Raw genomic sequence first — 26,505 nt, 5'->3', positions numbered from 1 at the left:
TCTTGAACAAAAAAATGGCACCCAAACTGGGTGCCATTTTTATTTGCAACGTACTCTGTGAATTACAAAATCTCGCTCGCGTGATCTGCCAGACGAGAACGTTCGCCGCGTGCCAGTGTCACGTGGCCACTGTGTGCCCAACCCTTGAATCTGTCTACAACATAAGTCAGACCGCTGGAGCCTTCAGTCAGGTATGGTGTATCGATCTGGGCAATATTGCCCAAGCAGATGATCTTGGTACCTGGACCTGCGCGCGTCACCAGAGTCTTGACCTGTTTGGGTGTCAAGTTCTGCGCTTCGTCGATGATGAGGAATTTGTTGACGAAAGTGCGGCCACGCATGAAATTCAGGGATTTGATCTTGATCTTCGAGCGTATCAAATCCTGAGTTGCGGCACGACCCCAGTCACCTGCATCATTGTCGGATTTGTTGAGCACTTCCAGGTTGTCATCAAATGCACCCATCCAAGGTGACATTTTTTCTTCTTCAGTACCGGGTAAGAAACCTATGTCTTCACCAACCGGCACAGTGACGCGGGTGACGATGATTTCATTATAGGTTTTGGTTTCCAGTACCTGCGCCAGACCTGCAGCCAGGGCCAGCAAAGTTTTGCCTGTACCAGCCTGACCCAACAGGGTAACGAAATCGCATTCCGGATCCATCAGCAGATTCAATGCAAAGTTCTGCTCGCGGTTGCGCGAGGTGATGCCCCAAACGCTATGCTTGACATGGCCATAGTCACGCAAGGTTTGCAGTACTGCAGTCTTGCCATTGATTTGCCTGACCTGGCCATAGAAAGAAGCTTCACCATTCTTGGGTTCCAGATACACGAACTGATTCACCAGCAGGGAGGGAATGACCGGCCCGGTGATGCGGTAGAAAGTCGTGCTCAAACCGTTACGGTTTTCTTGCCAGGTTTCTATTCCCTTGCCATGCTTGTTCCAGAAGTCGTCAGGCAACTGCACGATGCCTGAATACAGGAGATCTGAATCTTCCAGTACGTGGTCATTGAAATAGTCTTCGGCAGGCAGACCCATGGCTCGCGCCTTGATGCGCATATTGATGTCTTTCGACACCAGGACGACAGGGCGGCCAGGCATTTCCGTTTCCAGGGCGCGTACTACACCAAGAATCTGGTTATCGGCCTTGCCTTTAGGCAGGCCAACCGGCAAATCGGCACTTTGCAGCTTGGTCTGGAAGTACAGATGGCCCTTGGCATCCTTGTTGCCCAGTTTGGACAGCAAGATACCTTTTTCTATATCGTGATGATCGATGTCACCTACCAGTGCATCCAGTGAGCGCGATACCTGGCGCGCATTGCGGGCGACCTCGGACATGCCTTTTTTATGATCATCCAGTTCTTCCAGCGTGATCATGGGCAAGTAGACATCATGCTCTTCAAAACGGAACAGCGATGATGGGTCATGCATCAAGACATTGGTATCAAGCACAAACAATTTGGTTGTACCAGATTTGTCGGCTGCACGACTGGTGCCAGACTTGACACGGCTGTCATGGGCCTTGGCCTTGCTTGCTGCGACGACAGGCAAGGCTTTGGCGATGACGGCTGGCGTCGTTTTTTCTGCAACGGGCTTACTGACCACTGCCGGGACGGGTGCTGCTTTCTTTTTTTGTGGTACGGGTACTACAGCAATAGCTTTGATTTTCTCTGGCGTTGCGGATTTTATTGTTTTGGCTGGTTTGCCTTTTTCTGCCTTCGGATAATCCTTGGGTGAAAGCAGTGCTGCTGGCTTGGTCGGCATTTTTGGCAATGGCATGAAAACCTCAATCAAAAAGTGAGAGCTGAAAAGTTAAAAGCCGCTAAGGACATACCAGTATTGCTACTGGCACTGTCTTTCACGGCTTTTATCAAGAGTAATTCTGGAGAGTTCAATTAAGTTTGGGCGCTCACAAATTCGAGTACTTCGTCTACGTGTCCTGCTACTTTGACTCCACGCCATTCTTTCACTAATTTGCCATTGCCGTCAATCACAAATGTGCTGCGTTCTATGCCACGCACTTGTTTGCCATACATGTTCTTCATTTTCATGACATTGAACAACAGGCATAAGGTTTCGTCAGGGTCAGAAATCAGTTCGAAAGGCAGGTCTAATTTATTTTTAAATCCGTCGTGAGAGCGCAGGCTGTCACGACTGACACCAAAAACGACAGAATTAGCTTGCTGGAATTGTGGGTGCAAGTCACGGAAGGCGATGCTTTCCGTGGTGCAGCCTGGCGTGTTGTCTTTGGGGTAAAAATAAATAATGATATTTTTACCAATATGCTCACTTAATTGAAACGCTTTGCCGCCAGTCATGACGGCGGAAAATTCTGGTACCTGGCAGTGTAGTGCGGAAGGGGTCTCAGCCACTTTCATCTCCTTGGTTAGGGGTGGAGAAATGTTGCTGACTGACTAGATCAGGGCGACCAGTTCTCCGGAACGACCTGGCAAGCTTGCCCATGACAATGGACGTGTCGGTAAGTCACTGTTCTTGATGGACGCATAGTAGTCCGCCATGGAAATACAACGATAACCTTGCTTGTGCCAGCCTGTCAGCAATTCCTCGAATATGGGGGCGAGTTTCTGTCCTTCAAGCTCTGCATGTAAGGTAAATACATGATCTTTGGGAGTTGCTGTCAGTCCCAGTATATTCGCAGCGATATTTGACTCGCTAATGACATTGCCCGCGATGTCTCGTCCCAGCAACTCGTCAAGTGTGGGCAGGGTAGTCGGCATCTGTATGCAGGACATGGCATTGCCACCTACTTGCAGGCGGTAAGGGCCAGCCTTCGGATTGCTAAGGCTGCCATCTTCATTGAGCACGGCGCGCCCATCAGATGCGTATTGCATGCCGAACTGGTCAAGCTGGGCAAAGGCGTGATCATTCATTTGCCAGCCAGCCGCACCATGGGTTTTTGGTGTGGCACCAAAAATTTGCTGGAAGCGCTGATGGGCTTGCTGCATTTGTTTGCGTGTCCAGTCCAGGTCACGTACCCGCACATTGTCTTGCCAGACTACGTGGTCCCAGGTGTGAATGCCACACTCAAAACCAGCATCACGCACGGCCTGCATTTCTGTCGTGCAGCTACCGATATCCGGGGCTGGCAAGAAAACGCCATACATCAGGGTCTTGAAACCATAATGTTCTAGGACTGAGGTGCGCGACACTTTTTGGAAAAAACCAGGGCGAAATGCCCTGCGCAAAGCCCAGCCCGTGTGGTCCTTGCCTAAAGAAAACAGGAAAGTTGCGCCTGCATTGTGTTTTTTAAGAATGCGCACCAGATTAGGTACGCCTTCTTTAGTGCCGCGATAAGTATCGACGTCGATCTTGAGAACGATGGTAGGCATGTAGTCCAGTATTAGTCCATCAAGGCGCGTGCTTCGGCTACCTGGCTGCGGTAAGCGTCAAAAATATTGCGCATGGTGTCTGGCATGGTTGTCACTGGTTTCCAACCCAGTTCTTCACAGGTATTGGTTATTTTTGGAACGCGGTTTTGCACGTCCTGATAGCCTTTGCCATAGTAGGCTGCAGAAGTAGTTTCTGTCAGTTCTACTTTTTTGGCTGTTTCCGCGTACTCAGGGTATTCAGCAGCGAGATCCAGCATCATGTGAGCCAGTTCGCGGATGGAGAAATTATTGGTCGGGTTACCGATGTTGTAGATCTTGCCGCTGGCTACACCATTTTTGTTATCGATAATACGCATTAAGGCATCGATACCATCGTCGATATAAGTGAAAGCGCGTTTTTGCGCACCGCCATCGACCAGAGAGATATTCTCACCACGGACGATATGGCCAAAGAATTGCGTCACCACGCGTGAGCTGCCTTCTTTAGGTGTGTGGATATTGTCCAGGCCAGCACCGATCCAGTTGAATGGACGGAACAGGGTGAAGTTCAAGCCCTCCATGCCATAACCCCAGATCACGCGATCCATCAATTGCTTGGCGCAAGAATAAATCCAGCGCGGTTTATTGATAGGACCACAAATCAGTTCAGATTCTTCTGGATCGAATTCGTCATCATGGCACATGCCATAGACTTCAGAAGTGGATGGGAACACCAGGTGTTTGCCATATTTTGCAGCGGAGCGGACGATAGGCAGGTTGGCTTCAAAATCCAGTTCGAACACGCGCAAAGGCTGTTTTACGTATGTGGAAGGTGTAGCGATCGCCACCAGCGGCAGGATCACGTCGCACTTCTTGACATGATATTCAACCCATTCTTTATTGATGGTGATGTCACCTTCAAAGAAATGCATGCGTGGATGGTTGATCATGTCGCCCAGACGCTCGGTTTGCATGTCCATGCCATACACTTCCCAGTCTGTGGTTTCCAGAATGCGCTTGGACAAATGGTGACCGATAAAACCGTTCACGCCGAGAATGAGGACTTTTTTCATAATGAATTCTTTTTAAAGTAAATGTTGATTGCCAGTTCAGATGCGCAAAACAAAGGCTTATGCCGTTTGCTTCAATAGGGACGCCAATTCTTGCGTGCCCACAATTTTGCCATCCATTAACAATTCAATAATATGCAGTGCCCGGCCATCGCCGCACACGCCAAGGACGTTATTATCTACTACATGTAAGCCTGTCGGCAAATTTGCCGTACCAGATTTGGATAAGCGTGCTTTTCCGATAACAAAACGCTGGCCAGCCTGATCCGTAAACGCACCGGGGTAGGGCGGGGCAACGGCTCTGTGCAGGTTATACACCTGCTGTGCAGTCTGTTCCCAGTGGATACGTCCATCCTCTGGTTTGCGGCCACCGAAATAGCTACCAGTTGACAAATCATTAGGTAAGCGTCTGGCCGTGCCTGCGATCAAATCTGGCAGGGCATTCCACAGACATTGTTCAGCAGCCACAGTCAATTTACCAAATACTTCATAGGCTGTGTCGTCCGGCAAAATAGGCGCTGATACTTGAGCAAGAATGTCGCCTGCATCAGGCTTTAAGGCCATTTCATGCAAGGTGGCACCAGTTTCAGTTTCACCATGTAATACAGCCCAATTGACAGGTACACGACCACGGTATTTAGGCAGCAAGGAGCCATGCAGGTTGTAAGCGCCACGTTTTGCCAGCGCCAATACATCCAGCGGCAGCATGTGGCGATAATAAAAGCTGAAAATGAAATCTGGCGCTATAGCTGCCACTTGTTCTTTCAGCTCAGCTGATTTTGGATCGTCAGGAGTGATGCAAGGTATGCCTTGCTCACGACAAAGATCGGCAACGGATTCAAACCAGATGGTTTCTGCCGGGTTGTCAGTATGGCTAACGACCAGTTTGACGTCTACGCCACGTGCCAGCAAAGTCTTGATGCAACGTACACCGACGCTGTGATAGGCAAAAACCACTGCTTTTGCAGGGGATGCTGATGGTGTCATCTCTGCTTTCTTAATTAACTTCAGGCAAATCTGCGCTGGATTGCTCAAGTATGGTTTGCACCACATAACGCGGGCGACCGCGCACTTGCTGGTAAATGCGACCTACATATTCACCGAGCAAGCCTATACCAAACAAAATGACGCCCATCAGGAAGAAGGCTATGGCGAACAGGGTGAACAAGCCTTCGGCTTCAGCACCCAGTACAAAACGGCGCACCAGCAAGAGTAGCACCAGGCCACCAGATAAGACGGACAAGACCATACCCAACATGGAAAACCATTGCAAAGGCATGATGGAAAAGCCCGTCATCAAATCAAAATTCAGGCGTATCAGGCTATAGATAGAATATTTCGATTCGCCAGCCGAACGTTCTTCATGTTCAACCGTGATTTCTGTAGGCTTACGGGCAAAAGTATATGCCAGGGCAGGAACGAAGGTATTCACCTCGCTGCACTGGTTGATGAGGTTAATCACATTGCGGTCATAGGCGCGCAGCATATTGCCTTGATCCGTGATCTTGATGCGCGTGATTTTTTCGCGGAAACGATTCATCGCCTTGGATGCATAAGTGCGCCAGGCAGAATCCTGACGCTTACGGCGTATGGATCCCACGTAATCATAGCCTTCACGCATTTTATCGACGAGGGCACCAATTTCTTCTGGCGGATTTTGCAAATCTGCATCCAGGGTGACGACGATCTCACCACGTGTAGCTTCAAAACCGGCCAGAATCGCCATGTGCTGGCCGTAATTGCCATTGAACAGTACAACACGAGTTACATCGGGGCGCAAACGATACTGGTCAGCCAGCAAAGCAGGCGTGTTATCGCGGCTGCCATCGTTGACAAAGACTATTTCATAGCTGACGCCACGCGCTGCCAGTGCATCAAGCGCTGGGTATAAGCGCTCAAACAGCTTGGCCAGGCCAGCTTCTTCGTTGTAGACGGGTATGACAACAGAGAGTTCGGGTTTCATTGGTATTGTTCTGCCGATTTCAGAGAAGGCAGGATTTTACCGCAGACACGACTCTTTCGACATCTTCTGTGTTCATTGAAGGAAATAATGGCAAAGTAACAATTTGTTTGCCTATGCGTTCTGCAATCGGGAACATGCCATCGGTAAAGCCGCGCTCGCGGTACATACTGAACAAATGGATGGCACGATAGTGATAACCCAGGCCAATTTGCTGATCCAGCATTTGCTGCATGAAGCTTGCGCGATTAACGCTTTCTGGCAAGACCAGGTGGAACATATGCCAGTTACTGTTTTCAAAGTCGGCAACGGGTAACTCTGCACCTGTCTTTTGTTCAAAGTCAGTACCAAAGCTCGTGAAGTAATGCTGTGCTAAGGCCGCGCGCTTGGCATTGAACTCTGTCAGATGCTTCATTTGGCCCAGACCTATGGCAGCGGCAATATCGGTCATATTGTATTTGCCACCGAGTACATCAACGTCTATACCGTCCAGGCCACTGCGCGTTACGCCTTGCAGTCTGTATTTTTCTGCCAGGCGCACTTCTTCTGCATTGTTCAAGACCAGGCAACCACCTTCGCCCGTCATGATGTTTTTGTTGACCTGGAAGCTAAATGAAGCAAAGTCACCAAAAGCGCCTATGCGCTTGCCTTTCCAACTGGAACCTATGGCTTGGGCTGCATCTTCAATGACGCGCAATTTGTATTTGTCGGCGATGGCATACAACTTGTCCATATCGCAAGGCAGGCCGCACATATGCACGGGAATAATCGCCTTGGTACGTGGCGTGATCGCTGCTTCGACTTTGTCGAGATCAATATTATGTGTTTTTGGATCAATGTCAGCAAACACAGGCGTCGCACCAGTTTCTATGATGACATTGGCGGTCGCCACCCATGAATTTGGTGTGGTGATAACTTCATCGCCTGCGCCTATGCCAGCTATACGCAGGGCAATTTCCATGGTGCAGGTGCCGGAATTGAAAGTGCGCACAGGGCGACCACCAAAATATTCAGATAATTGTGCTTCCAGTGCCTGCACCTTGGGTCCACTCGTCAACCATCCAGAACGCAAGACTTCGGTGACGGCTGCGATGGTTTCTTCATCGATAGTTGGTTTGGTGAATGGCAAAAATGTGGATGCGTCACTCATGGTGAACCTTTCAATAAAACAGAACTATTCTTGTGGAATATGAGATGTGGCCTAATGCAGTAATTCAGCTCTTTACCAGCAAAGCTACGCCTATGATGATGACGCCGATTGCCAGCATTCTTTGCAGGGACATGACTTCCCCCAGGAAATACCAGGCACCGATGGCATTAACGATATAGCCCAAGGATAATAAGGGATAAGCGATGCTGACATCGACCCGTGACAAACCAATAATCCAGACGACGACTGAAAAGACATAACAAGTCAGGCCGCCAATGATGGGTAACTGTGTTGCCAGTTGCAAGCCTGTGGAAAACCAGTTTTCAGCAGTCAGGTGGATTGCGCCTATCGCGTTCGTCCCCTTTTTGAGCAGGAGCTGTGCCACAGCATTGAGCATGATGCCAGTGAAGATGAAGCCAAAAGTATTGATATTCATAATGATTTATTTGTTTTTATTGACCAGATTGGCGACGATAACCCGGCGTGGGTCCTGGGCAATTACCCGCATGGGGAAATTGTCTTTTTTCAGGATCTCATAAATATCATTGCGCAAAATGGCGATAGCTGCTTCACCCTTGTCCTGGTGTGCTTGCCACTGCACGATGAAATCTTCTCTTTTGGGTATCCATAATTGTGGTTCATGCTCAAGACCGAATTGCATTTCATCAGGGAACTCGACCAGAATAGTGGTTTTTTGTAGATAAAATGGTAAAGCCTGCTCATAGCGTCCGACTGCATAAATAGGTGTGTCAGGTTGCGTCAGTTCAGTCTTAATCGATTGGATATAGTTGCTGCCAGCAATATACTTGCCCCAGGGATCGTGTCCAAGAAAGGCAATTTGTCCCGCGAGAAAGCCAGCCGCTGCCAAGACAATAAGAGACCAGTCTTTGCTCGCAACATTCTTGTGCGCCATAAACCAGGCTAGCAGGCCGCCAGCGATGCAAAGTGCTGAAGCCGTTGCTAACCAGGGGGCGTAATTGATGGCCAATGCATGGTCAATTGCATCCGTGTTGGCATCCAGTGTTTTTAAGTAAACGCTTAAACCTGCCAGGCCCGCAATGCCTATCAAGACCAACGACACAGCGGCCAATTTGGCAGGGCGATTACCGGCTTGTTCAAAATGCCAGGCGATCAGCAGTGCCAGTGCCGGAAATACCGGCAAGATATAACCAGGCAATTTGGAGCCAGAGATACTGAAAAAGAAAAACAGGAACGCCACCCAAATCAGCAGCATCTTGCGTGGCTGAAAGCCAGGATTGTTATCACGTACGCCGGACCATAAGCCTTGCAAGAGTGTACCCAGCCAGGGAACTATGCCCAAAATAAGAAAAGGGAAGAAGTAATACCAGGCACCACCGCGTTTGTGCACGTCACTGGTGAAACGATCAAAATGCTCGTGAATAAAGAAGAAGTGTGGATGTTCAGGGTTTCTCAGTGCTATCAAGATAAACCAGGGTGCAGTCACAGCAAAAAACAAGACCAGGCCTTTGCCCATATGCAGGCGTGTCCATAAACGCAAATCACGTGTCACTGCAGTATAGATCACCAGCACAGCACCGGGCAGGACGAAACCTATCAAACCCTTGGACATGGTGGCCAATGCCATGCCCAGCCAACATACCAGCATGGCATTACGCTCGGTCCTACTATCTTTACTAGCGTTTTGCGCCACCAGCAAACCACACAGACTTAAGGTCATCATACCAGACAAGCCCATGTCCAATGAGTTGACATGGCTCATACCTGCCCAGTAGAAGCTGGAACCCAACACCAATGCCGACGTAATACCTATGCGGCGATTGAATATTTTGCTGCCTGTGTATGCTACAGCAGCAACACCCAGCAAGCCATTCAAACCTGTCCAAAGACGTGCTTGCCAGTCCCCCAGACCGAAGATGGTAAAGGTCAGTGCATTCATCCAGTTTTGCAGCGGAGGCTTTTCAAAATACTTGATGCCGTTCAGGCGCAGGGTAATCCAGTCGCCAGAGGCCAGCATTTCACGCGCCATTTCGGCATAGCGGCCTTCATCCGTCGGCACCAGGGTTCTTGCGCCCAGCATGTAAAACCAGATCACTAAAAAGGCGATGGTCAGCGCCCATAAGGTACGCGGTGAATCGTAAGGGGAGGTGTGGTTCATGCAGCTTCCATAATCAGCGCCAGCGCAACCTTGCGGCCTTCTGCCATCAATATATTGTATGTCCGGCAAGCCGCCTGATTGTCCATGCATTCCACGCCTATGCGTTTCGCAGCCAGAGCAGCCGTCAACCTGGGGCGCACAAAGCGCTGTTTGTTGCCTGTGCCTAAAATGACAACATCTGGCTCTGTGGCTTCGATTTGGGCGAAGTCAGCATTATTCAAATGCTCAAAACTGGTGGCAGACCATTGTTGGGGCTTGGTTTCCGGCAGCACGATCAGGCTGTGGGTATAGGTAATTGCATTAATTTCTACACTGTCTCGTTCATAGGCAGTGATGGTCTGGTATTGCTGCGTAGGGGTAGAATGCAACTTCATCGATATAGCTCAAAGGTTGGGGCTGAAATGAGTGGCGCATTGTAACGTTTTTTATTCCTGCTCATACTATCCTTGCGATTTCAGGCTTATTTTTTTGCCCAGGCATCCCATCCTACCCGTGTAATTTTGGCGATGGTGAGGTCGCGGGAGACATGCGGTGCCGTACTGTCAGTGATAAAGACGGCAACTGCCATATGGTGACCATCTGGTAAAGTCACAATACCTACGTCATTATGGGCAGGGGTCAAGCTGCCGCGAGGGGGCGAATTACCGCTGACGTGAACGACAGGTGTGCCTGCAGGCAGCAAGCCTTTTATGCGACCCGGACTGGGCTTGGTGTCAGTCTTGGTGTCAATGTCGGTCATCCATTGCATGAGCAAATCATGACTTTTGGGACTGAGCGCTTTACCTTGCTGAAAAGCTTGTAACAGCTTGATCATGGCTTTGGGTGTGGCCACATTGCGGTACTGCATATTCCAGGATTTTGCCATTTCCTTGTCAGTATCAATGATCTTGATCTCTTGTATTCCCAGTTGTGCCAGATATTGCATGACTGCATTTGGCCCACCCAGCAAACGCAACAAGACATCGCTGGCTGTGCCATCGCTATCTGCGATGGCGTGATGCATGAGTTCTTTCAAGGTGATTCTAAAATTGCCGTCGGGGTGTTCGTCGCGTAACAAGCTATGTTGTTCTTCATTGAGCAAGTCTTCTTTGCTAACGATGATCTTGTGATCCAGCTTGAACTTGTTTTGATCCACAGCTGCCAATGCTGCCATGACGATAGGTAACTTGCTCACACCTTGCATGGGTGCTGGCGCATCCGGCAATATCCATAGGCTTTGCCCAGTTTCCAGGACGAGAAGGCTGGCGCTTAGTCTGCCACCACTATCAATGGCAATCGCTTCCAGGACGTTTTGTGAACAGGCATTCCCCAGGAACGTGAATGTCAATACTACGGAAAGCAAGAGTTTTTTCATGATGGTTTCTTATTCAGTGTTCAAGGCTTTATGACAGATGCAGCACTTTTTGTTCTCTTTATCTGCGCCTGGATAAGCTTATTAGGTGGTAAAACCCTCATTTACGATACATGCTGCGACTCTATTCATGCAAATCCACTAGCGAGTTCAGCTTTTGCTAAGTTCTGATTGATAAAATTCGGCGCTTTGTGCAGAATGGAACGTTCGGCAGTGCAGCATTTTCTGTATTGCGCTTTTTCTGTATTGTGGGCTTTCATCTGCTTTCAGCTTAGCTTGTAAATGTGGATGTTGCCAACTCACGAATATTATCAAGGATTGCAGCGGTGCGACCTATACAAAAATCACAAAAACTAGCAGACGTTTGTTATGACATCCGTGGCCCAGTCATGGAAAAAGCCAAGCAGATGGAGGATGAAGGCCACAAGATCATCAAGCTGAACATCGGTAATCTGGCCGTCTTCAACTTTGATCCGCCGGATGAAATCGTGCAGGATATGATACGCAATATGCAAAATGCAGCCGGTTATACCGACTCCAAAGGCATGTTTGCACCGCGCAAAGCGATTATGCATTACACCCAGGAAAAGCATATCCGTGGTGTGACCATAGAAGATATCTATATCGGCAATGGCGCGTCAGAACTGATCGTCATGGGCATGAATGCCTTGCTCAATAGTGGTGATGAAGTATTGGTGCCCGCGCCTGACTATCCATTGTGGACGGCAGCTGTCAGCCTGTCTGGCGGCAAGCCTGTGCATTATGTCTGCGACGAAAGTGCAGACTGGATGCCGGATATTGACGATATCAAGAGCAAGATTACACCCAATACCAAGGCCATCGTCGTTATTAATCCGAATAATCCGACTGGTGCCTTGTACCCGGTCGAGGTCTTGCAGCAGATAGTAGAAGTGGCACGGCAGCACCAGCTCATCGTTTTTGCAGATGAAATTTACGACAAGACTTTGTATGATGGCGAAGAGCATACCTCCATTGCCTCGCTGGCCGATGACGTACTGTTCCTGACGCTGAATGGGCTTTCCAAGAATTACCGTTCTTGTGGCTATCGCGCAGGCTGGATGGTGGTATCTGGAGAAAAACGTCATGCCAAGGATTATATTGAAGGCTTGAATATGTTAGCCTCCATGCGGTTGTGTGCAAATGCGCCAGGGCAGTTTGCCATCCAGACGGCGCTTGGCGGCTACCAAAGTATCAATGACCTGGTTGGGCCCGGTGGACGTTTGCTCAAGCAACGTGATCTGGCGCACAAGCTGTTGACGGCAATTCCTGGTGTGACTTGCGTCAAACCCAAGGCTGCGCTGTATATGTTTCCTAAACTGGACCCCTTGATGTACCCCATCAAGGATGACCAGGAGTTTATCCACGAACTGCTGACCGAGCAGCGTGTGTTGCTGGTACAGGGAACGGGATTTAACTGGATCAATCCCGACCATTTCCGTGTGGTGTTCTTGCCCAATACGGATGATTTGACAGATGCTTTCGGACGTATAGCTAACTTTTTAGAGTCCTACCGAAAGCGTCACGGCACCAATTAGCAGTACTTGCGCAAAACCGCCCCAGCGGCGTTATGACTCCTAGTCGTACAATTTGTACTGCCTTCGTCGTCATGCCTTGCTGGGACAATTTTGCGAAAGTCCTGAAATTTTCATTTTTTACTGTTTAGAAAACTTATGAAACCCATCAAAGTAGGCCTGTTAGGCATAGGCACTGTCGGCTCCGGCACTTTCAACGTTTTGAAGCGCAATCAATTAGAGATTACGCGTCGCGCAGGTCGCTCGATTGAGATTGCCATGGTGGCAGACCTGAACGTTGAGCGGGCACGTGAGTTGACCAATGGTGAATGTGAAGTCGTCAATGATGCCAATCTGGTTGTCACTAACCCGGATATCGATATCGTCATCGAATTGATAGGCGGCTATGGCATCGCCAAAGACCTGGTCATGAAAGCGATTGCCAATGGCAAGCATGTTGTCACTGCTAACAAAGCTTTGCTGGCCACGCATGGTAATGAAATCTTCAAGGCTGCAGAACAAAAAGGCGTGATGGTTGCGTTTGAGGCCGCAGTTGCTGGCGGCATCCCTATCATCAAGGCTTTGCGTGAAGGTCTGACTGCCAACCGCATACAGTGGATCGCCGGTATCATCAATGGCACGACCAATTTCATCTTGTCTGAAATGCGTGACAAGGGTCTGGACTTTGCCACTGTGCTAAAACAGGCGCAAGAACTGGGTTATGCAGAGGCAGATCCTACTTTTGATATCGAAGGCGTCGATGCTGCACATAAAGCCACCATCATGGCATCAATTGCCTATGGCATCCCCATGCAGTTTGACAAAGCCCATGTCGAAGGTATCACCAAGCTGCAAGCCAGTGATATCCGTTATGCAGAAGAACTCGGTTACCGCATCAAATTGCTGGGTATCAGCAAGCGCACTGAAGCTGGCATAGAGCTACGTGTGCATCCAACCCTGATCCCAGAAAAACGTCTGATCGCCAACGTGGAAGGTGCCATGAATGCGGTACTGGTGCATGGTGATGCAGTGGGCGCGACGCTGTACTATGGCAAGGGCGCAGGTTCCGAGCCTACCGCTTCTGCAGTGATTGCTGATCTGGTTGACATCACGCGCCTGGCAACAGCTGATCCTGAGCATCGCGTACCTTACCTGGCTTTCCAGTCTAATTCTCTCAGCGATTTGCCAGTCTTGCCGATGGCAGAAATCGTCACCAGTTATTATCTGCGTATGCACGTAGCAGACAAACCTGGTGTTCTGGCTGATGTCACGCGTATCCTGGCAGATTTGACGATCTCCATCGATGCCATGCTGCAAAAAGAACCGGCTGAAGGTGAAACGCAGACAGATATCATTATCCTGACACATCAGACCAAGGAAAAAAATATCGTCGCGGCGATAGAGAAAATAGAAAAACTCGATTCCGTCTTTGGTGCTGTGACGAAGTTGCGCCTGGAAGAACTGAGCTAAATCACCAGGCTTCAAACGAAAAAGCGTGGCCATACAATAATGACCATGCTTTTTCTTTGCATAAACAGGATAAACAGGGCAACATGCCGCGCCTCTCCCTATCGCAGTTGCTGCCCTATGCCATGTTTGGTTTTCCGTTGGCGATGGTGGCATTGCCCATCTATGTCTATGTGCCACAATTTTATGCCGACCGCCTGGGCATGTCTTTGTCGGCAATAGGCACGGCATTATTGCTGACCCGTATCATGGATGCCTTCATTGACCCTTTTCTAGGTGCAGTGATAGACCGCAGGCCACAGAGCCGTACTTACGCGCCGTATATAGCTTTGGCATTGCCATTCTTGATAATTGGTTTCATTGGACTATTTCATCCTCCTCACTTGTCAGGCAATCCTGCTTTCCTCTGGTTCTTCGTGACACTGGTGGTTGTATATGCCGGATTCAGCCTGGCCAGTATTGCTTACCAGAGTTGGGGTGCATCCCTGACGCAAGAGCCTGGTCAAAGAGTCAGGCTGACCAGTGTACGGGAGGCATGTGGTCTGGTAGGTGTGATCACCACGGCCACCATCATCCAGTTTGGCAATGTCACAATATTGTCTGGTATCTTGAGTTTTAGTTTGTTGATCACGGCGTGGCTTTTGATACGCCATACGCCGCGAAAGTCGGGTGTGACAGAAGCGGATCATGTCCCGCTATCTTTGCGTCATCTATTCGCCAATCGCAGCTTCAAAGCCTTGTTTTTGGTATTTGTTGTCAATGGCATAGCCGCTGCCATACCGGCAACCCTGTTTCTGTTTTTTACTAACGACCGCTTGCATCTGGCACATTTGTCCGGTGTGTTGTTGCTGATGTATTTTCTGGCGGCTGCTTTATCCATGTCTTTTTGGACTCACCTTGCCCAAAGAAAAGGAGAAGTCAAAGCGTGGCTGTTTGCGATGTTGCTGTCAGTACTCAGTTTTGTTGGCGTGCTTGCACTGGGTGCTGGCGATGCCTGGGCTTTTGCTCTGATTTGCATTTTTTCAGGTATTAGCCTGGGAGCTGATCTGGCTTTGCCACCGGCTTTGCTGGCAGGCGTCATCCATGCAGCAGGGCATAGTGAAAAAAACGAAGCCAGCTATTTTGGCGTCTGGAACTGGGCTAGCAAGATGAATCTGGCCGTGGCAGCAGGCTTAGCTTTGCCAGTACTGGAATACTTGGGCTATATACCTGGTGTGGCAAGTCCCAAGGGCTTGCAGGCGCTGACACTGGCGTATGCAGCTTTACCCTGCATATTAAAGTTGCTGGCGGCAGCTTTGTTGTGGAAAGCCAAACTCGAAAAAGTATAAGGCCTGACTAGCAATGAATGGCGATCAGGCCAGATATTGAATGCTACTCAGCGCAACAGCTTTTCATGGAATTCCGCCGGATAGTCTTTGTGAACTTTGACTACCGTAGAAACTCTGGTGCCATAATTGGGTGAGACTATGCAGGGCGAGGACAATAAGCGCTCCATCTCGAAAGAAATACCAGTATCAGGCAAGCGGCAATCGGGGGCGGGGGTGGTGTTGGCCAACACTTCAAAATAGGCATCTACCGGGGCGCGCTGGCATATCATGCTGGCAAATTCTGCCTTGGTACGGACGACTTTAGGCCAGGGGGTATCCAGCGAGGCATTCGAAATGCCATAGATGCCAGGGGGGAGGGGCTGGCCATTGCGTACATCATCCTGATTGCGGTTGGAAAACCAGATCAAGTCTTCCTTATCACCGATCAGTAAATTGAAACCGTTATAGTCCGCGACGGTATCGCGAATACTGGCAATGTACTCTTGCGCGCTCATATCACTCTTAAGATAATTGGCAACCAGTTCGCCGCGCGATGGGGCATCTTCCCGTCTTTCGGAAGGTGCGCGGATATTGGTAATCGCGGCAAATTTGCTGGTCAGGCTATCTGCGCCATCCAGTGTACTCATACCCAGCCAGGTGCCACCAGATTGCAAGTCGCGCCCCGCATATATTCTGGGGTTGTCTTGCCACCAATCAGCTGCTGCAGATGGCCGATCATAAAATTCATCACGGTTACCAGCAAACACAAAAGGTGTGCAGGGTATCAGTTTCCAGGCAAAGACGATCAGGCACATAAGTTTACATCCATAAAATATTCCATATGTCGCTCACCAGACTGTAATTGCTGCAATCCAGTTTGTGCATAAGCCAGCTCTAGACGTTGCTCAAAATCAGACGCGACCTGATGATAAACTTCCATCCAGGTATGCATGCCATCCTGTTCCGTTGGACGTCTCTGCAAGCCTGGCCTTTGCTGGTTAGCCTGATGCATCAGGTTTTGCAACAACTGTTCTTGTTGCAGCACTTCAGCTTCTTTATCAGCGGCAGCTTTAAAATAGATATAACAATTCATATGCCTGTCTTTGATTCTTTATTTCGCGAATTTGTATAATTACTGCGTAATATCGGTAATCTCATACGGCAAACGAAGCAATTCTATTGCTGCGCCAGTGGCCGAATCCAAGGTCAGTTGACCACTTTCCTGATCGGCCAGCTTCATTTCTATCAGCACCAGCGAACTGTCTTCCTGATGTTGTTCTGCATTAACGATCATGCCGCAAGGCTGGCTGACATCATCGCTATTAAATACTTCTGTTCCTGCTGCTACATTTTTCGCGTGCACCAATGCTATTGCCATACGGCGCTTGAGTTTGCCCAGATATTGGCTGCGTGCGACTATTTCCTGGCCTGGATAGCAACCTTTTTTAAAATTCACACCACCTATGAGTTCAAAATTGATCATCTGAGGGACAAACTTCTCTTGTGTGCTGGCGATGACGATGGCAATGCCCGCCTGAATCTCAGTCACACGCCAAGCGCTGGTGTTCACGGCCTTTAACTCGGTGCTTAATTTTGGCCAGGCTTGCTGGGCAATTTCCAGCGGTACTATCCATTGATAACGCGGTGCATCATTGGCATCGACCATGCGCAGCAGGCTGCCATATTCATTACTCAGCTTTTTGTCAACTTTGGATGGCAGCTCGGGGAACCATTCTTGCAGTGCTGCTGAGGCAGCAGTTCCGCCCAGCCCCAAAACGACGTATTCAGCATTGATATCGTGTAATTTGGCCTTGGCCCGTAAAACAAACATTTGCAAGCGTTTCTGTACTGTTGCTTGTATGGTTTTTGATAGCTGCAGGATAATATCCTGACCATCTCTCCAGTACACAAAGCTGGCCAGCATACGTCCTTTGGGAGTGCAATAGGCAGCGCGGTGCAGTTCACTAGCACCCAAATGCTCAACGTCGTTGCTTAATTGATTATGCAAAAATGAGGCTGCGTCTTCACCAGTGACACGAATCAGGCCAAGATCGGTCAAAGGAGCAATAAATCCTGTCTGCAGGGCATCTGACTGCCAATGCGGTACGAAACCGGAAGTGCTCAAGTCTTCAAGCGATGCGCCCTGGTTGGATAAAAAGTCTTCCCACGTCATATTGATATACTCACTCTTATTTGCTGATTCGCTTAATGTCTGCGCTGGCTTTACAATACCGCCTGCACCTGTTCAGGCGAATTATAGTAGTGTCTGCAAAATCTCGTCAGAACTCCCTCAATTTTGATTAAGCTGCCTACATGGGTTTCATAAAAAAACTATTTGTATTATTGATTTTACTTGCGCTGGCCGCAGGTGGTGGCTTCTATTACTGGATGCAACTCCCTATTTTCAGCGAGGGCGCAGCGCGGGAATTTACCATTAAACCAGGTAGCAGCGTACGTACTGCATCGCGTCAGGTCTATGAGGCCGGGGTGCCAGTGCAACCATTGCTGTTAGAAGCACTGGCACGCACACTTGGCAAGGCTAATCGCATGAAAGCAGGGTCTTTTGAGATAGAGGCAGGCAAAACTCCCGTTGATTTACTCAATAAGATTGTCAATGGTGACTTTTCCATGGCCAGCCTGGCAGTCATAGAAGGTTGGACATTTCAGCAAATGCGCAAGCTGGTCGACGCACATCCAGCAATCAAACATGAAACCCAGGGTTTGAGCGAAACTGAGCTGATGCGCAAGATCACACCTGATTTTCCGCAAGCTGAAGGACTGTTTTTTCCTGACACCTATCGTTTTGCGAAGGGGAGTACCGATGTCCAGCTATATCAGCAGGCGCATGGCCTATTGTTGAAAAAACTCGATGACGCATGGAAAAAACGCGCAGATGGCTTGCCCTACAAGAATCGTTATGAAGCGCTGACCATGGCTTCCATCATAGAAAAAGAGACCGGGCAAAAATCCGAGCGCCCTATGATAGCCTCGGTCTTTGTCAATCGCCTGCGTACGGGTATGCTGTTGCAAACCGACCCAACCGTTATTTATGGTATGGGCGAGAGCTATCAGGGCAAGATACATAAACGTGATTTGCTGACCGATACTCCCTATAACACCTACACACGCGTTGGCTTGCCGCCCACGCCGATTGCCTTGCCTGGCATGGAATCGATTTCTGCGGCTTTGGCGCCAGCACGCAGTGATGCTTTATACTTCGTGGCGCGTGGTAATGGCACCAGCCAGTTTTCAGATAACCTGAATGACCATAATCGCGCAGTGAACAAGTATCAACGCTAATTAATAAAATTAAGAATGAAGCACACAGGAAAATTTATCAGCTTTGAAGGCATAGACGGTGCAGGTAAGTCCACCCATATCGCCTATGTGGCAGAGCGTTTGCAAAACAGACTGCAAGCGTATGGAGTAAAAGTCATTTGCAGCCGTGAGCCAGGAGGCACTTCGCTGGGTGAGACCTTGCGCGAATTGCTTTTAAAGCAAAAAATGCATCTGGAAACAGAGACTTTATTGATGTTTGCCGTGCGCCGTGAACATATCGCGCAAGTCATAGAGCCTGCACTCGCTCGGGGGGACTGGGTTATTTCAGATCGATTCACCGATGCCAGCTTTGCTTATCAGGGTGGTGGCAGGAATTTATCGCTGGATAAACTCAATGCCTTGGAACAATGGGTACATCCGCATTTGCAGCCAGACCTGACGCTATTATTCGATGTACCTCTGGAAGTGGCACGTGCCCGCCTGGATGCTACACGTGATCTGGACAAGTTTGAACAGGAAAAAGCCGATTTCTTCGCCGCTACCCGCAGTGAATACCTGCGCAGGGCTGCAGAATTTCCACAGCGTTTCAGAATCATAGACTCCACGCAAAGCATAGAGGCAATTCGTTTGCAGCTGGATGTCTTGATCGACGACTTGCTGAAATCGGCGCATGCAGTGATATGAGACACCCACTTTATACCTGGCAAGAAGAAGCCTGGCAGCAAATACAGGCTTTGGGACAGCGCTTGCCCCATGCTTTTTTATTGCATGGGCCACAAGGCATAGGTAAAACTGTGTTTGCCGAGCATTTGGCGCAATCCCTGCTTTGCGAAAGCCCAGGGCAGGGTGGGCACGCCTGTCAGCAATGTGGGTCCTGCGGCTGGTTTGCACAATACAGCCATCCGGATTATCGTCGCGTCAGGCCAGAGTTACTGGATGAAGAAGACGCACCAGCAGGAGAGGAGGCGGAACCTGCTGCTAAAACCAGTAAGGCCAGTAAAGCACCTTCCAAGGAAATCGTCATCAACCAAATCCGGGCCTTGTCGGATTTCATGAATATTTCCACCCATCGCAGCGGTAGGCGCGTCATCGTCTTGTATCCAGCCGAGGCGCTGAATGTGCCAGCGGCAAATGCCTTGCTGAAATCGCTGGAAGAGCCCAATGCCAATACGGTATTCATTCTGGTCTCGAATAGCATAGACAGGTTGTTGCCAACGATCTTGTCGCGTTGCCACAAGTTTGGTCTGGGCTTGCCTGATGCTGCTGTCGCCCTGGAATGGTTGCAAAAACAAGGGATCAAGGACGCCGATGTCTGGCTTGCACAGCAGGGCGGTGCTCCTTTGGCAGCTATGGATATGGCGCATTCAGATTTGCGTGCTGACCTCGATGAATTTATTCGTTTTTTGAGCAAGCCAGGTACAGAACTCAGCCTCAAAGCAGCAGACAAGATGCAGAAAATGGAAATGCCCGTCGTCGTTGGCTGGCTACAACGTTGGCTCTACGATATATTTTCCTATAAACAAAGTGGCAGAATCCGGTATCATCCTCGCTATGAGAAAGAGTTGAAAGCCTTGTCCATGCAGGTTGATGAGTCAGCTTTGCAGCAATTCATCAAAAATTGCAATGAAAGACAGGCGATAGCCAGCCATCCTTTGTCGGCCAAATTATTTTTGGAAGACATGCTGCTTGAATACTCAGCACTATTTGATTAAAGAATTGAGAAAGCCTGAACATGTCAGATTTACCAGCAGACCCTAGTGCTCCGCTCAATATGCCTTCACCGAATCGGCCTTCGGTGTTATCACTGGCAATTAAAGAAAAAGCTGCCTTGTTTGCAGCCTACATGCCTTTCTTGAAGCATGGCGGTATTTTTGTGCCTACTAACAAGACATATCGCCTGGGTGAGGAGATTTATCTGATTTTGACACTCCTGGATGACCCCAATAAATACCCTATCGCTGGCAAGGTGGCCTGGATCACTCCTGCAGGTGCTGGTAATAACAAGTCGCAAGGCATAGGTGTACATTTCCCGGACGATGAAAGCGGCACCAGGATACGCTTGCGTGTAGAAGAATTGCTAGGCGCGGCAGTACGTTCTTCCCGGGCCACGCATACGATTTGATGAAGATGGCTGCAGAATTTACGCATAGACTGGCTCAATTTGAGGATTTGCCACAAATCGTGGAGATTTATAACTCCACAATTGATTCTCGTGAGGTCACCGCAGATACCGAGCCGGTGACGGTAGAGTCGCGTCATGCCTGGTTTCATGAACATCAGCCTGAGTCACGACCGCTCTGGGTATGCGAGCAACATGGCCAGATCATAGGTTGGTTATCATTTTCAAATTTTTATGGCAGGCCTGCCTATTCAGGCACTGCCGAATTGTCTATTTACTTGCATGTAGCAGCACGTGGTCAGGGTTTGGGACGTTATTTCCTGAATCAGGCTATTGCCCATGCACCTAAAATCAAGGTTCACACTCTGCTAGGCTTTATTTTTGGTCATAATGTCCCTAGTCTGAAGTTATTTGCTGCATTTGATTTTGCGACCTGGGCAAATATGCCACGGGTAGCGACATTGGATGGCATAGAGCGCGATTTGATCATACTCGGCAAGCGGGTAGCCTGAACTAGCTTTTCATTTTCGCTTGCTACCATTTCGGGTGACTTGCCTATGGCAGGTTGCCTATCCATTTTTGAAAGATTTTATTATGCTGAGCTACCGCCACGGCTTTCATGCCGGTAATCATGCCGACGTTTTGAAACACTTTGTCCTGATCCAGTTGCTTGATTATCTGGGCCAAAAAGATACGGCGTATACCTATATCGACACCCATGCAGGTGCTGGTTTGTATGCACTGGATAGTGGCTATGCCAGTAAAAATGCGGAATTTGAAACTGGTATAGCCCCTTTGTGGGACAGGAAAGATATCCCCGAGGCTTTGGCTTCCTATATGGATTTGATCAAGGGCCTCAATCCCAGCGGTAAAATGCGTTACTACCCTGGCTCACCATATTGCGCCAATATCGTCATGCGTGAGCAAGACCGCTTGCGCCTGTTTGAACTGCATCCCAGCGAAATCAAGATATTGAGTGAAAACTTCCGCAAGCTTGATAACCATGCGGCTGAACAGGGCAAGCGCCAGACGGTCAGGGGCAAGCGTGTCATTATCTCGGCTGGCGATGGCTTTGAAAGCCTGAAGGCCTTACTGCCACCACCATCCCGCCGTGGCATGGTACTCATCGATCCTCCCTATGAAGTCAAGGATGACTACCGACGTGTCAAGGTCTGCCTTGAGGATGGTATAAAACGCTTCCCCACTGGTACTTTTGCGGTCTGGTATCCCGTGTTACAGCGTCAGGAATCGCGCTCCCTTCCTGAAAAACTCAAACGCCTGCAAGCGAATAGCTGGCTAAACGTCACTTTGTCCATCAGTGGCCCGTCGCCGGATGGTTTTGGTTTGCATAGCAGTGGCATGTTTATCTTGAATCCACCCTGGACTTTGCTGGCTACCCTGAAGGAAGTCATGCCCTATTTAGTCAAAGTATTGGGCAAAGATGCGGGTGCTGGTTTTGTACTTGAGTGCGGCGAAGCAGGTGCAACTGGAAAGCGTTAAGAGAATGTGTCCGTCAAAGGGAGTGAAGCTCTCTTTTCGAGACAAAGCAAATTTGTTGATTGTTGCGATGCGGAAGAGCTTTTCTTCCGCATTTTTGTTTGTGGGGAAACAAAAAAGTTGAAGCTGGACAAGATATCCTTTGTGCATTGCAAAAGAAATACTGATTGACGGATTAGTACGGTCGTACAAAAATCAATAAAGAATAATATTCAGAAAATTAGCAAAATACCAAAATAATCGATAACGCTGCAGATTTCAGGAGAACAAATGTCGTCTTATGCTATGAGTCCCGTAATGGGGCAAATGATGAGCAAGCCCATGCTTATTTCCAGTCTCATTGAACATGCTGACCGTTATTTTGGGAAGAATGAAATTGTTTCCCGCAGGGTGGAAGGGGATATACATCGTTATAACTATAACGAATGTCATAAGCGCTCCAAAAAACTGGCGAATGCTTTTGCCAAGCTGGGTGTTAAGCTCGGCGATCGTATCGCCACCCTGGCCTGGAATGGCTACAGGCATCTGGAAGCCTATTATGCAGTTTCTGGTTCTGGCGCAGTCTTACACACGATCAACCCAAGGCTACATCCTGAACAGATTGTGTATATCGCCAATCATGCAGAAGACCAGTATTTATTGTTCGATATGACCTTCCTGCCTATAGTCCAAGCTATAGCCTCACATTGTCCGGGTATCAAGGGCTATATCATGATGTGTGACAGGGATAAACTGCCTGTCGACAGCAAAATTCCGAACCTGATGGCATATGAAGATTTAATCGAAGCTCATAGTGATGATTATATCTGGCCTATGTTTGATGAAAATTCTGCCTCCAGCCTTTGCTATACCTCAGGCACAACAGGTAACCCTAAAGGTGCCTTGTACTCTCACCGCTCCACCATCTTGCATTCTTATGGCTCCTCATTGCCCGATGGCTTGAATGTATCAGCGCGGGATTCTGTCCTGCCTGTGGTCCCCATGTTTCATGTGAATGCCTGGGGCTTGCCTTACTCTGCACCTTTGAATGGGGCCAAACTGGTTTTCCCTGGCCCGCATCTGGATGGTAAATCTCTCTACGAGTTGTTTGAGCAAGAAAAGGTAACCTTTTCTGCTGGCGTACCTACCGTCTGGCTGGGCTTGCTGACCTATGTGGCCCAAAATAACTTGAAATTCTCGACCTTCAAACGTACTGTGATTGGAGGGTCAGCCTGCCCGCCAGCCATGATGAAAACCTTGCGCCATACCTATGGTGTGGAAGTGGTACATGCTTGGGGGATGACAGAAATGTCGCCTTTGGGTACCGCTGGCACCTTGATGGCCAAGCATGCTGATTTGGCGGAAGAAGAGAAAGAAGCCATACTCCAGAAACAAGGCCATGTCTTGTACGGCGTGGACATGAAAATCGTCGATGATGTAGGTAAGGAATTACCCTGGGATGGCAAGACTTACGGCAATTTGCTGGTCAAAGGCCCGTGGATCATCCAGAGTTATTTCAAAAATGAAGGCGGTGATGTGCTGCAGGATGGCTGGTTCCCCACTGGAGACGTAGCAACCATAGACGCTGAAGGTTATATGCAAATTACTGACCGCAGCAAGGATGTTGTCAAATCCGGCGGTGAGTGGATAGGTACGATAGACCTGGAGAATGTTGCTGTTTCGCATCCGGCGATTTTACAGGCTGCCTGCATAGGTGTGTTTCACCCTAAATGGGATGAACGCCCTTTGCTGCTGGCAGTCAAAAAAACAGGTGCCGAAGTCACAAAAGAAGAGCTGCTGCAATTTTTTGAAGGCAAGGTTGCCAAATGGTGGTTGCCCGATGATGTCGTCTTTATCGATAGCCTGCCTTTGGGTGCGACAGGGAAAATTTTGAAAAATAAACTGAGGGAGCAATTCAAGGAATATAAACTACCAACAGCATAGGAAGAGCAGGGCATGGACCATCAGCGCGAATTGTGATGTGCCCTGGAAGTAGCGATAAAACGAAAAAATCTAGATTCCAAACAAAGAGAATACCGGAGAGAGACAAATGAAATTTCCTTTACGTGTCAGCCTTGCTGCAGTCGCTTTATCCTTCGCCGTACCAGCAGTGATGGCTGATACCATCAAGATCGCCTATATCGATCCACTGTCAGGTGCCTTTGCACCAGTTGGGCAAAATATTCTGAATTCCTATCAATATATTGCTGACAAAGCGAATGCTGAAAAATGGGCGGGGGAACACAAGTTTGAAGTGGTTGGTTTTGATAACAAAGGCAGCCCGCAAGAATCGCTGAATGTCTTGAAAACTGTCATCGATAAAGGTTTTCGCTATATCACTCAAGGTAATGGGTCTGGTGTCGGCCTGGCATTGCTGGACGCGGTCAATAAGCACAATGAGCGCAATCCAGGAAAAGAAATCATTTACCTGAATCATGCTGCCGTTGATCCTGATATGACAAACAGCAAATGCAGTTTCTGGCATTTCCGTTTTGATTCCAATTCGGATATGAAAATGGAAGCCTTGACGACCTTCATGGCGGCAGACAAAAATATCCAAAAGGTTTATATCATAGGCCAAAATTATTCATTTGGGCATCAGGTGACGCGTGCAGCCAAGGAATATCTGGCACGCAAGCGTCCTGATATACAAATCGTCGGTGACGATCTTCACCCTATTGGGCAAGTCAAGGATTTCTCTCCTTATGTCGCCAAGATCAAGGCTTCCGGTGCAGACACGGTTATTACCGGCAACTGGGGGGCCGATCTGGCCTTGCTGATCAAATCTGCCAAAGATGCTGATTTGAAAGCCAATTTCTACACTTATTATGCGTCAACTACTGGCGTGCCTACAGCCATGGGTGCTGCAGGTATAGACCGTGTCAAATATGTAGGCTATTGGAATGCCAACAATGAAACTTTCGCCGGCAAAGACATCATTGAAGGATTCAAGGCCAAATACAAGGATGACTATTATTCCATGGCGACTTACTCTGTCCTGGCAGCTATGGGACAGGCCGTCAAACAGGCCAAATCCATAGAGCCTGGCAAGGTGGCCTTGGCGCTTGAGGGTTTGAATTTCAAAAGCCTGAATGGCGATGACAGTATGCGTAAAGTCGATCATCAAATCCAGCAGCCGCTGTATATCGCCACCTGGGTAAAAACCAATGGCAAGGATGTCAAATTTGATCAGGAAAATACCGGCATGGGTTGGAAAACCAACCAGAAGATAGATGCATTCGTTGCATCACAACCTTCTTCATGCCAAATGAAACGACCAGGCTAAGTACATGAAAAGAGAGTGCCAGCATGCGCACTCTCTTTTTTTAACTATAAATAGTACGATCGTTCAAGAATTTTCTGAAAAGGGTCTACGCTGTGGAATTTACACTGATCACTTTGCTCAATGGTGTCAGTTACGGATTGCTGTTGTTCATGCTTTCATCCGGATTGACATTAATTTTCAGCATGATGGGCGTACTCAACTTCGCCCACGCCAGCTTCTATATGCTGGGTGCGTATTTTGCCTATGCCATTAGTATTAAAATCGGCTTTTGGCCAGCCTTGTTTCTGGCACCACTAGTCGTTGGCTTGCTGGGTGCCATGGTAGAGCGCTATGGTCTGCGTTCGGTACATAAATATGGGCATATTCCAGAATTATTGTTCACCTTTGGGCTCTCATACGTGATTGTCGAATTGGTGCAATTGATCTGGGGTAGATCTACCGTGCCTTACCCTATCCCGGCATCTCTGGATGGCCCCCTGTTCACCTTGTACACAACGACTTTTCCCATCTATCGCGGCTTCATGATGCTGGTTGCGCTATTGATGTTGGCCTCGATTTATCTCTTATTGACACGTACCCGCATAGGTTTGGTGATTCAGGCTGCTCTCACTCACCCCGATACCGTTGAGGCGCTGGGGCACAATGTGCCGCGCGTTTTCATGCTGGTATTTGGCGGTGGTTGCGCACTGGCAGGCTTGGCAGGCGTAGTCGGGGGAAATGCCTTTGTGACTGAACCGGGGATGGCATCTACCCTCGGCAGTATTATTTTCGTAGTGGTGGTGGTTGGTGGCATGGGATCTTTGGCGGGGGCATTTGTGGCATCGCTATTGATAGGCGTATTGCAGACATTTGCCGTGGCGCTTGATTATTCATTTGTCACCATGTTTGCCAAACTGGGGATGGTGATTACGGTAAATGCACCAGCTTATGCCTTGTTGAGCCTGACGATAGCCCAGGTCGCACCTATCTTGCCCTATCTCTTATTGGTACTCATCCTGATTTTCAGGCCCAGAGGTTTACTCGGCACACGTGAAGGATAAAAG

26 protein-coding genes are annotated in these 26,505 nt (G+C 48.9%); 12 read left to right on the top strand and 14 right to left on the bottom strand.

Annotation, left to right across the window (positions count from 1 at the left end; translation table 11 throughout):
- Nucleotides 1-62: 62 nt before the first annotated feature.
- The 11 genes from ACO0LC_RS04850 to bla all read right to left on the bottom strand — a co-directional run bounded on the left by ACO0LC_RS04850 (nt 63) and on the right by bla (nt 10,999).
- Complete coding sequence (locus ACO0LC_RS04850) at nt 63-1,778, bottom strand: PhoH family protein (RefSeq protein ID WP_423001175.1); 1,716 nt, start codon at nt 1,776-1,778, stop codon at nt 63-65.
- 116 nt (nt 1,779-1,894) lie between these two features.
- Nucleotides 1,895-2,377 (bottom strand): peroxiredoxin, encoded by a 483-nt coding sequence (locus ACO0LC_RS04845; RefSeq protein WP_423001173.1) that lies wholly within the window; start codon nt 2,375-2,377, stop codon nt 1,895-1,897.
- A gap of 36 nt (nt 2,378-2,413) precedes the next feature.
- On the bottom strand, nt 2,414-3,349 hold the full coding sequence (locus ACO0LC_RS04840; protein WP_423001171.1) for a polysaccharide deacetylase family protein: 936 nt from the start codon (nt 3,347-3,349) through the stop codon (nt 2,414-2,416).
- 11 nt (nt 3,350-3,360) lie between these two features.
- A complete protein-coding gene (locus ACO0LC_RS04835) occupies nt 3,361-4,401 on the bottom strand; it encodes a bifunctional UDP-4-keto-pentose/UDP-xylose synthase (RefSeq protein ID WP_423001169.1) in 1,041 nt (346 codons plus the stop codon).
- A 57-nt stretch (nt 4,402-4,458) separates the two neighbouring features.
- Complete coding sequence (locus ACO0LC_RS04830) at nt 4,459-5,385, bottom strand: formyltransferase (protein WP_423001167.1); 927 nt, start codon at nt 5,383-5,385, stop codon at nt 4,459-4,461.
- 10 nt (nt 5,386-5,395) lie between these two features.
- Nucleotides 5,396-6,361, bottom strand: coding sequence for a glycosyltransferase (locus ACO0LC_RS04825; protein ID WP_423001166.1), 966 nt, complete (start codon nt 6,359-6,361; stop codon nt 5,396-5,398).
- A gap of 19 nt (nt 6,362-6,380) precedes the next feature.
- The gene (locus ACO0LC_RS04820; RefSeq protein WP_423001164.1) at nt 6,381-7,508 is read right to left on the bottom strand and encodes a DegT/DnrJ/EryC1/StrS family aminotransferase; all 1,128 of its coding nucleotides are present in this window, start codon (nt 7,506-7,508) and stop codon (nt 6,381-6,383) included.
- Nucleotides 7,509-7,572: 64 nt separating this feature from the next.
- On the bottom strand, nt 7,573-7,944 hold the full coding sequence (locus ACO0LC_RS04815; RefSeq protein ID WP_423001162.1) for an EamA family transporter: 372 nt from the start codon (nt 7,942-7,944) through the stop codon (nt 7,573-7,575).
- Between the two features lie 6 nt (nt 7,945-7,950).
- A complete protein-coding gene (locus tag ACO0LC_RS04810; protein ID WP_423001160.1) occupies nt 7,951-9,645 on the bottom strand; it encodes a glycosyltransferase family 39 protein in 1,695 nt (564 codons plus the stop codon).
- Complete coding sequence (locus ACO0LC_RS04805; RefSeq protein ID WP_423001158.1) at nt 9,642-10,019, bottom strand: Mth938-like domain-containing protein; 378 nt, start codon at nt 10,017-10,019, stop codon at nt 9,642-9,644. Before ACO0LC_RS04805 ends, ACO0LC_RS04810 begins: the two co-directional genes overlap by 4 nt.
- 86 nt (nt 10,020-10,105) lie before the next feature.
- Nucleotides 10,106-10,999 (bottom strand): class A beta-lactamase, encoded by an 894-nt coding sequence (bla, locus tag ACO0LC_RS04800; protein WP_423001157.1) that lies wholly within the window; start codon nt 10,997-10,999, stop codon nt 10,106-10,108.
- A 323-nt stretch (nt 11,000-11,322) separates the two neighbouring features.
- Here bla and ACO0LC_RS04795 point away from each other — a divergent pair, with 323 nt between their 5' ends.
- From ACO0LC_RS04795 to ACO0LC_RS04785, 3 genes are all read left to right on the top strand, one after another.
- Nucleotides 11,323-12,552, top strand: coding sequence for a pyridoxal phosphate-dependent aminotransferase (locus tag ACO0LC_RS04795; RefSeq protein ID WP_423001155.1), 1,230 nt, complete (start codon nt 11,323-11,325; stop codon nt 12,550-12,552).
- A 135-nt stretch (nt 12,553-12,687) separates the two neighbouring features.
- The gene (locus ACO0LC_RS04790) at nt 12,688-13,998 is read left to right on the top strand and encodes a homoserine dehydrogenase (protein ID WP_423001153.1); all 1,311 of its coding nucleotides are present in this window, start codon (nt 12,688-12,690) and stop codon (nt 13,996-13,998) included.
- Nucleotides 13,999-14,081: 83 nt separating this feature from the next.
- Nucleotides 14,082-15,323, top strand: a complete 1,242-nt coding sequence (locus ACO0LC_RS04785; protein ID WP_423001151.1) for an MFS transporter — start codon at nt 14,082-14,084, stop codon at nt 15,321-15,323.
- 47 nt (nt 15,324-15,370) lie between these two features.
- Here the strand turns inward: ACO0LC_RS04785 and ACO0LC_RS04780 are convergent, their stop codons facing one another.
- Genes ACO0LC_RS04780 through ACO0LC_RS04770 form a run of 3 tightly spaced genes read right to left on the bottom strand, consistent with a single transcriptional unit; the run spans nt 15,371 to nt 17,475 of the window.
- On the bottom strand, nt 15,371-16,117 hold the full coding sequence (locus ACO0LC_RS04780) for an NRDE family protein (RefSeq protein WP_423001149.1): 747 nt from the start codon (nt 16,115-16,117) through the stop codon (nt 15,371-15,373).
- Complete coding sequence (locus ACO0LC_RS04775; RefSeq protein WP_423001147.1) at nt 16,108-16,395, bottom strand: DUF4936 family protein; 288 nt, start codon at nt 16,393-16,395, stop codon at nt 16,108-16,110. The genes ACO0LC_RS04780 and ACO0LC_RS04775 overlap by 10 nt, the downstream gene beginning before the upstream one ends.
- 39 nt (nt 16,396-16,434) lie before the next feature.
- On the bottom strand, nt 16,435-17,475 hold the full coding sequence (locus tag ACO0LC_RS04770) for a YgfZ/GcvT domain-containing protein (protein WP_423001145.1): 1,041 nt from the start codon (nt 17,473-17,475) through the stop codon (nt 16,435-16,437).
- Between the two features lie 140 nt (nt 17,476-17,615).
- Between ACO0LC_RS04770 and mltG the strand changes: the two genes are divergently transcribed.
- From mltG to ACO0LC_RS04725, 9 genes are all read left to right on the top strand, one after another.
- Nucleotides 17,616-18,602, top strand: coding sequence for an endolytic transglycosylase MltG (gene mltG, locus ACO0LC_RS04765; RefSeq protein WP_423001143.1), 987 nt, complete (start codon nt 17,616-17,618; stop codon nt 18,600-18,602).
- 15 nt (nt 18,603-18,617) lie between these two features.
- Nucleotides 18,618-19,265, top strand: a complete 648-nt coding sequence (gene tmk, locus ACO0LC_RS04760; RefSeq protein ID WP_423001141.1) for a dTMP kinase — start codon at nt 18,618-18,620, stop codon at nt 19,263-19,265.
- Entirely contained in the window at nt 19,262-20,293 is a 1,032-nt protein-coding gene (holB, locus tag ACO0LC_RS04755) for a DNA polymerase III subunit delta' (RefSeq protein ID WP_423001139.1), read from the top strand. The genes tmk and holB overlap by 4 nt, the downstream gene beginning before the upstream one ends.
- 20 nt (nt 20,294-20,313) lie before the next feature.
- Nucleotides 20,314-20,703, top strand: a complete 390-nt coding sequence (locus ACO0LC_RS04750; protein ID WP_423001137.1) for a PilZ domain-containing protein — start codon at nt 20,314-20,316, stop codon at nt 20,701-20,703.
- A 5-nt stretch (nt 20,704-20,708) separates the two neighbouring features.
- Nucleotides 20,709-21,212 carry a GNAT family N-acetyltransferase gene (locus ACO0LC_RS04745; RefSeq protein ID WP_423001135.1) on the top strand — a complete coding sequence of 168 codons (504 nt, stop codon included), beginning with the start codon at nt 20,709-20,711 and terminating at the stop codon, nt 21,210-21,212.
- Nucleotides 21,213-21,294: 82 nt separating this feature from the next.
- Nucleotides 21,295-22,200: a 23S rRNA (adenine(2030)-N(6))-methyltransferase RlmJ gene (locus ACO0LC_RS04740; protein WP_423001133.1), complete on the top strand. Its 906-nt coding sequence runs from the start codon at nt 21,295-21,297 to the stop codon at nt 22,198-22,200.
- A 267-nt stretch (nt 22,201-22,467) separates the two neighbouring features.
- Nucleotides 22,468-24,120, top strand: coding sequence for a 3-(methylthio)propionyl-CoA ligase (locus ACO0LC_RS04735; protein WP_423001131.1), 1,653 nt, complete (start codon nt 22,468-22,470; stop codon nt 24,118-24,120).
- 106 nt (nt 24,121-24,226) lie between these two features.
- On the top strand, nt 24,227-25,462 hold the full coding sequence (locus ACO0LC_RS04730; protein WP_423001129.1) for a branched-chain amino acid ABC transporter substrate-binding protein: 1,236 nt from the start codon (nt 24,227-24,229) through the stop codon (nt 25,460-25,462).
- Nucleotides 25,463-25,554: 92 nt separating this feature from the next.
- On the top strand, nt 25,555-26,502 hold the full coding sequence (locus tag ACO0LC_RS04725) for a branched-chain amino acid ABC transporter permease (RefSeq protein WP_423001127.1): 948 nt from the start codon (nt 25,555-25,557) through the stop codon (nt 26,500-26,502).
- Nucleotides 26,503-26,505: the final 3 nt, after the last annotated feature.

Source organism: Undibacterium sp. JH2W, assembly GCF_049340425.1.
In the GTDB taxonomy this organism is placed as follows: Bacteria; Pseudomonadota; Gammaproteobacteria; order Burkholderiales; family Burkholderiaceae_D; genus Undibacterium.
This window is presented reverse-complemented; position numbering and strand designations above follow the sequence as displayed.

What these genes read in the sequence shown, in the direction of transcription:
- ACO0LC_RS04850 (WP_423001175.1), bottom strand. Translation starts at nt 1,778, where the DNA reads ATGCCATTGCCAAAAATGCCGACCAAGCCAGCAGCACTGCTTTCACCC.
- ACO0LC_RS04845 (WP_423001173.1), bottom strand. Translation starts at nt 2,377, where the DNA reads ATGAAAGTGGCTGAGACCCCTTCCGCACTACACTGCCAGGTACCAGAA.
- ACO0LC_RS04840 (WP_423001171.1), bottom strand. Translation starts at nt 3,349, where the DNA reads ATGCCTACCATCGTTCTCAAGATCGACGTCGATACTTATCGCGGCACT.
- ACO0LC_RS04835 (WP_423001169.1), bottom strand. Translation starts at nt 4,401, where the DNA reads ATGAAAAAAGTCCTCATTCTCGGCGTGAACGGTTTTATCGGTCACCAT.
- ACO0LC_RS04830 (WP_423001167.1), bottom strand. Translation starts at nt 5,385, where the DNA reads ATGACACCATCAGCATCCCCTGCAAAAGCAGTGGTTTTTGCCTATCAC.
- ACO0LC_RS04825 (WP_423001166.1), bottom strand. Translation starts at nt 6,361, where the DNA reads ATGAAACCCGAACTCTCTGTTGTCATACCCGTCTACAACGAAGAAGCT.
- ACO0LC_RS04820 (WP_423001164.1), bottom strand. Translation starts at nt 7,508, where the DNA reads ATGAGTGACGCATCCACATTTTTGCCATTCACCAAACCAACTATCGAT.
- ACO0LC_RS04815 (WP_423001162.1), bottom strand. Translation starts at nt 7,944, where the DNA reads ATGAATATCAATACTTTTGGCTTCATCTTCACTGGCATCATGCTCAAT.
- ACO0LC_RS04810 (WP_423001160.1), bottom strand. Translation starts at nt 9,645, where the DNA reads ATGAACCACACCTCCCCTTACGATTCACCGCGTACCTTATGGGCGCTG.
- ACO0LC_RS04805 (WP_423001158.1), bottom strand. Translation starts at nt 10,019, where the DNA reads ATGAAGTTGCATTCTACCCCTACGCAGCAATACCAGACCATCACTGCC.
- bla (WP_423001157.1), bottom strand. Translation starts at nt 10,999, where the DNA reads ATGAAAAAACTCTTGCTTTCCGTAGTATTGACATTCACGTTCCTGGGG.
- ACO0LC_RS04790 (WP_423001153.1), top strand. Translation starts at nt 12,688, where the DNA reads ATGAAACCCATCAAAGTAGGCCTGTTAGGCATAGGCACTGTCGGCTCC.
- ACO0LC_RS04785 (WP_423001151.1), top strand. Translation starts at nt 14,082, where the DNA reads ATGCCGCGCCTCTCCCTATCGCAGTTGCTGCCCTATGCCATGTTTGGT.
- ACO0LC_RS04780 (WP_423001149.1), bottom strand. Translation starts at nt 16,117, where the DNA reads ATGTGCCTGATCGTCTTTGCCTGGAAACTGATACCCTGCACACCTTTT.
- ACO0LC_RS04775 (WP_423001147.1), bottom strand. Translation starts at nt 16,395, where the DNA reads ATGAATTGTTATATCTATTTTAAAGCTGCCGCTGATAAAGAAGCTGAA.
- ACO0LC_RS04770 (WP_423001145.1), bottom strand. Translation starts at nt 17,475, where the DNA reads ATGACGTGGGAAGACTTTTTATCCAACCAGGGCGCATCGCTTGAAGAC.
- mltG (WP_423001143.1), top strand. Translation starts at nt 17,616, where the DNA reads ATGGGTTTCATAAAAAAACTATTTGTATTATTGATTTTACTTGCGCTG.
- tmk (WP_423001141.1), top strand. Translation starts at nt 18,618, where the DNA reads ATGAAGCACACAGGAAAATTTATCAGCTTTGAAGGCATAGACGGTGCA.
- holB (WP_423001139.1), top strand. Translation starts at nt 19,262, where the DNA reads ATGAGACACCCACTTTATACCTGGCAAGAAGAAGCCTGGCAGCAAATA.
- ACO0LC_RS04750 (WP_423001137.1), top strand. Translation starts at nt 20,314, where the DNA reads ATGTCAGATTTACCAGCAGACCCTAGTGCTCCGCTCAATATGCCTTCA.
- ACO0LC_RS04745 (WP_423001135.1), top strand. Translation starts at nt 20,709, where the DNA reads ATGGCTGCAGAATTTACGCATAGACTGGCTCAATTTGAGGATTTGCCA.
- ACO0LC_RS04740 (WP_423001133.1), top strand. Translation starts at nt 21,295, where the DNA reads ATGCTGAGCTACCGCCACGGCTTTCATGCCGGTAATCATGCCGACGTT.
- ACO0LC_RS04735 (WP_423001131.1), top strand. Translation starts at nt 22,468, where the DNA reads ATGTCGTCTTATGCTATGAGTCCCGTAATGGGGCAAATGATGAGCAAG.
- ACO0LC_RS04730 (WP_423001129.1), top strand. Translation starts at nt 24,227, where the DNA reads ATGAAATTTCCTTTACGTGTCAGCCTTGCTGCAGTCGCTTTATCCTTC.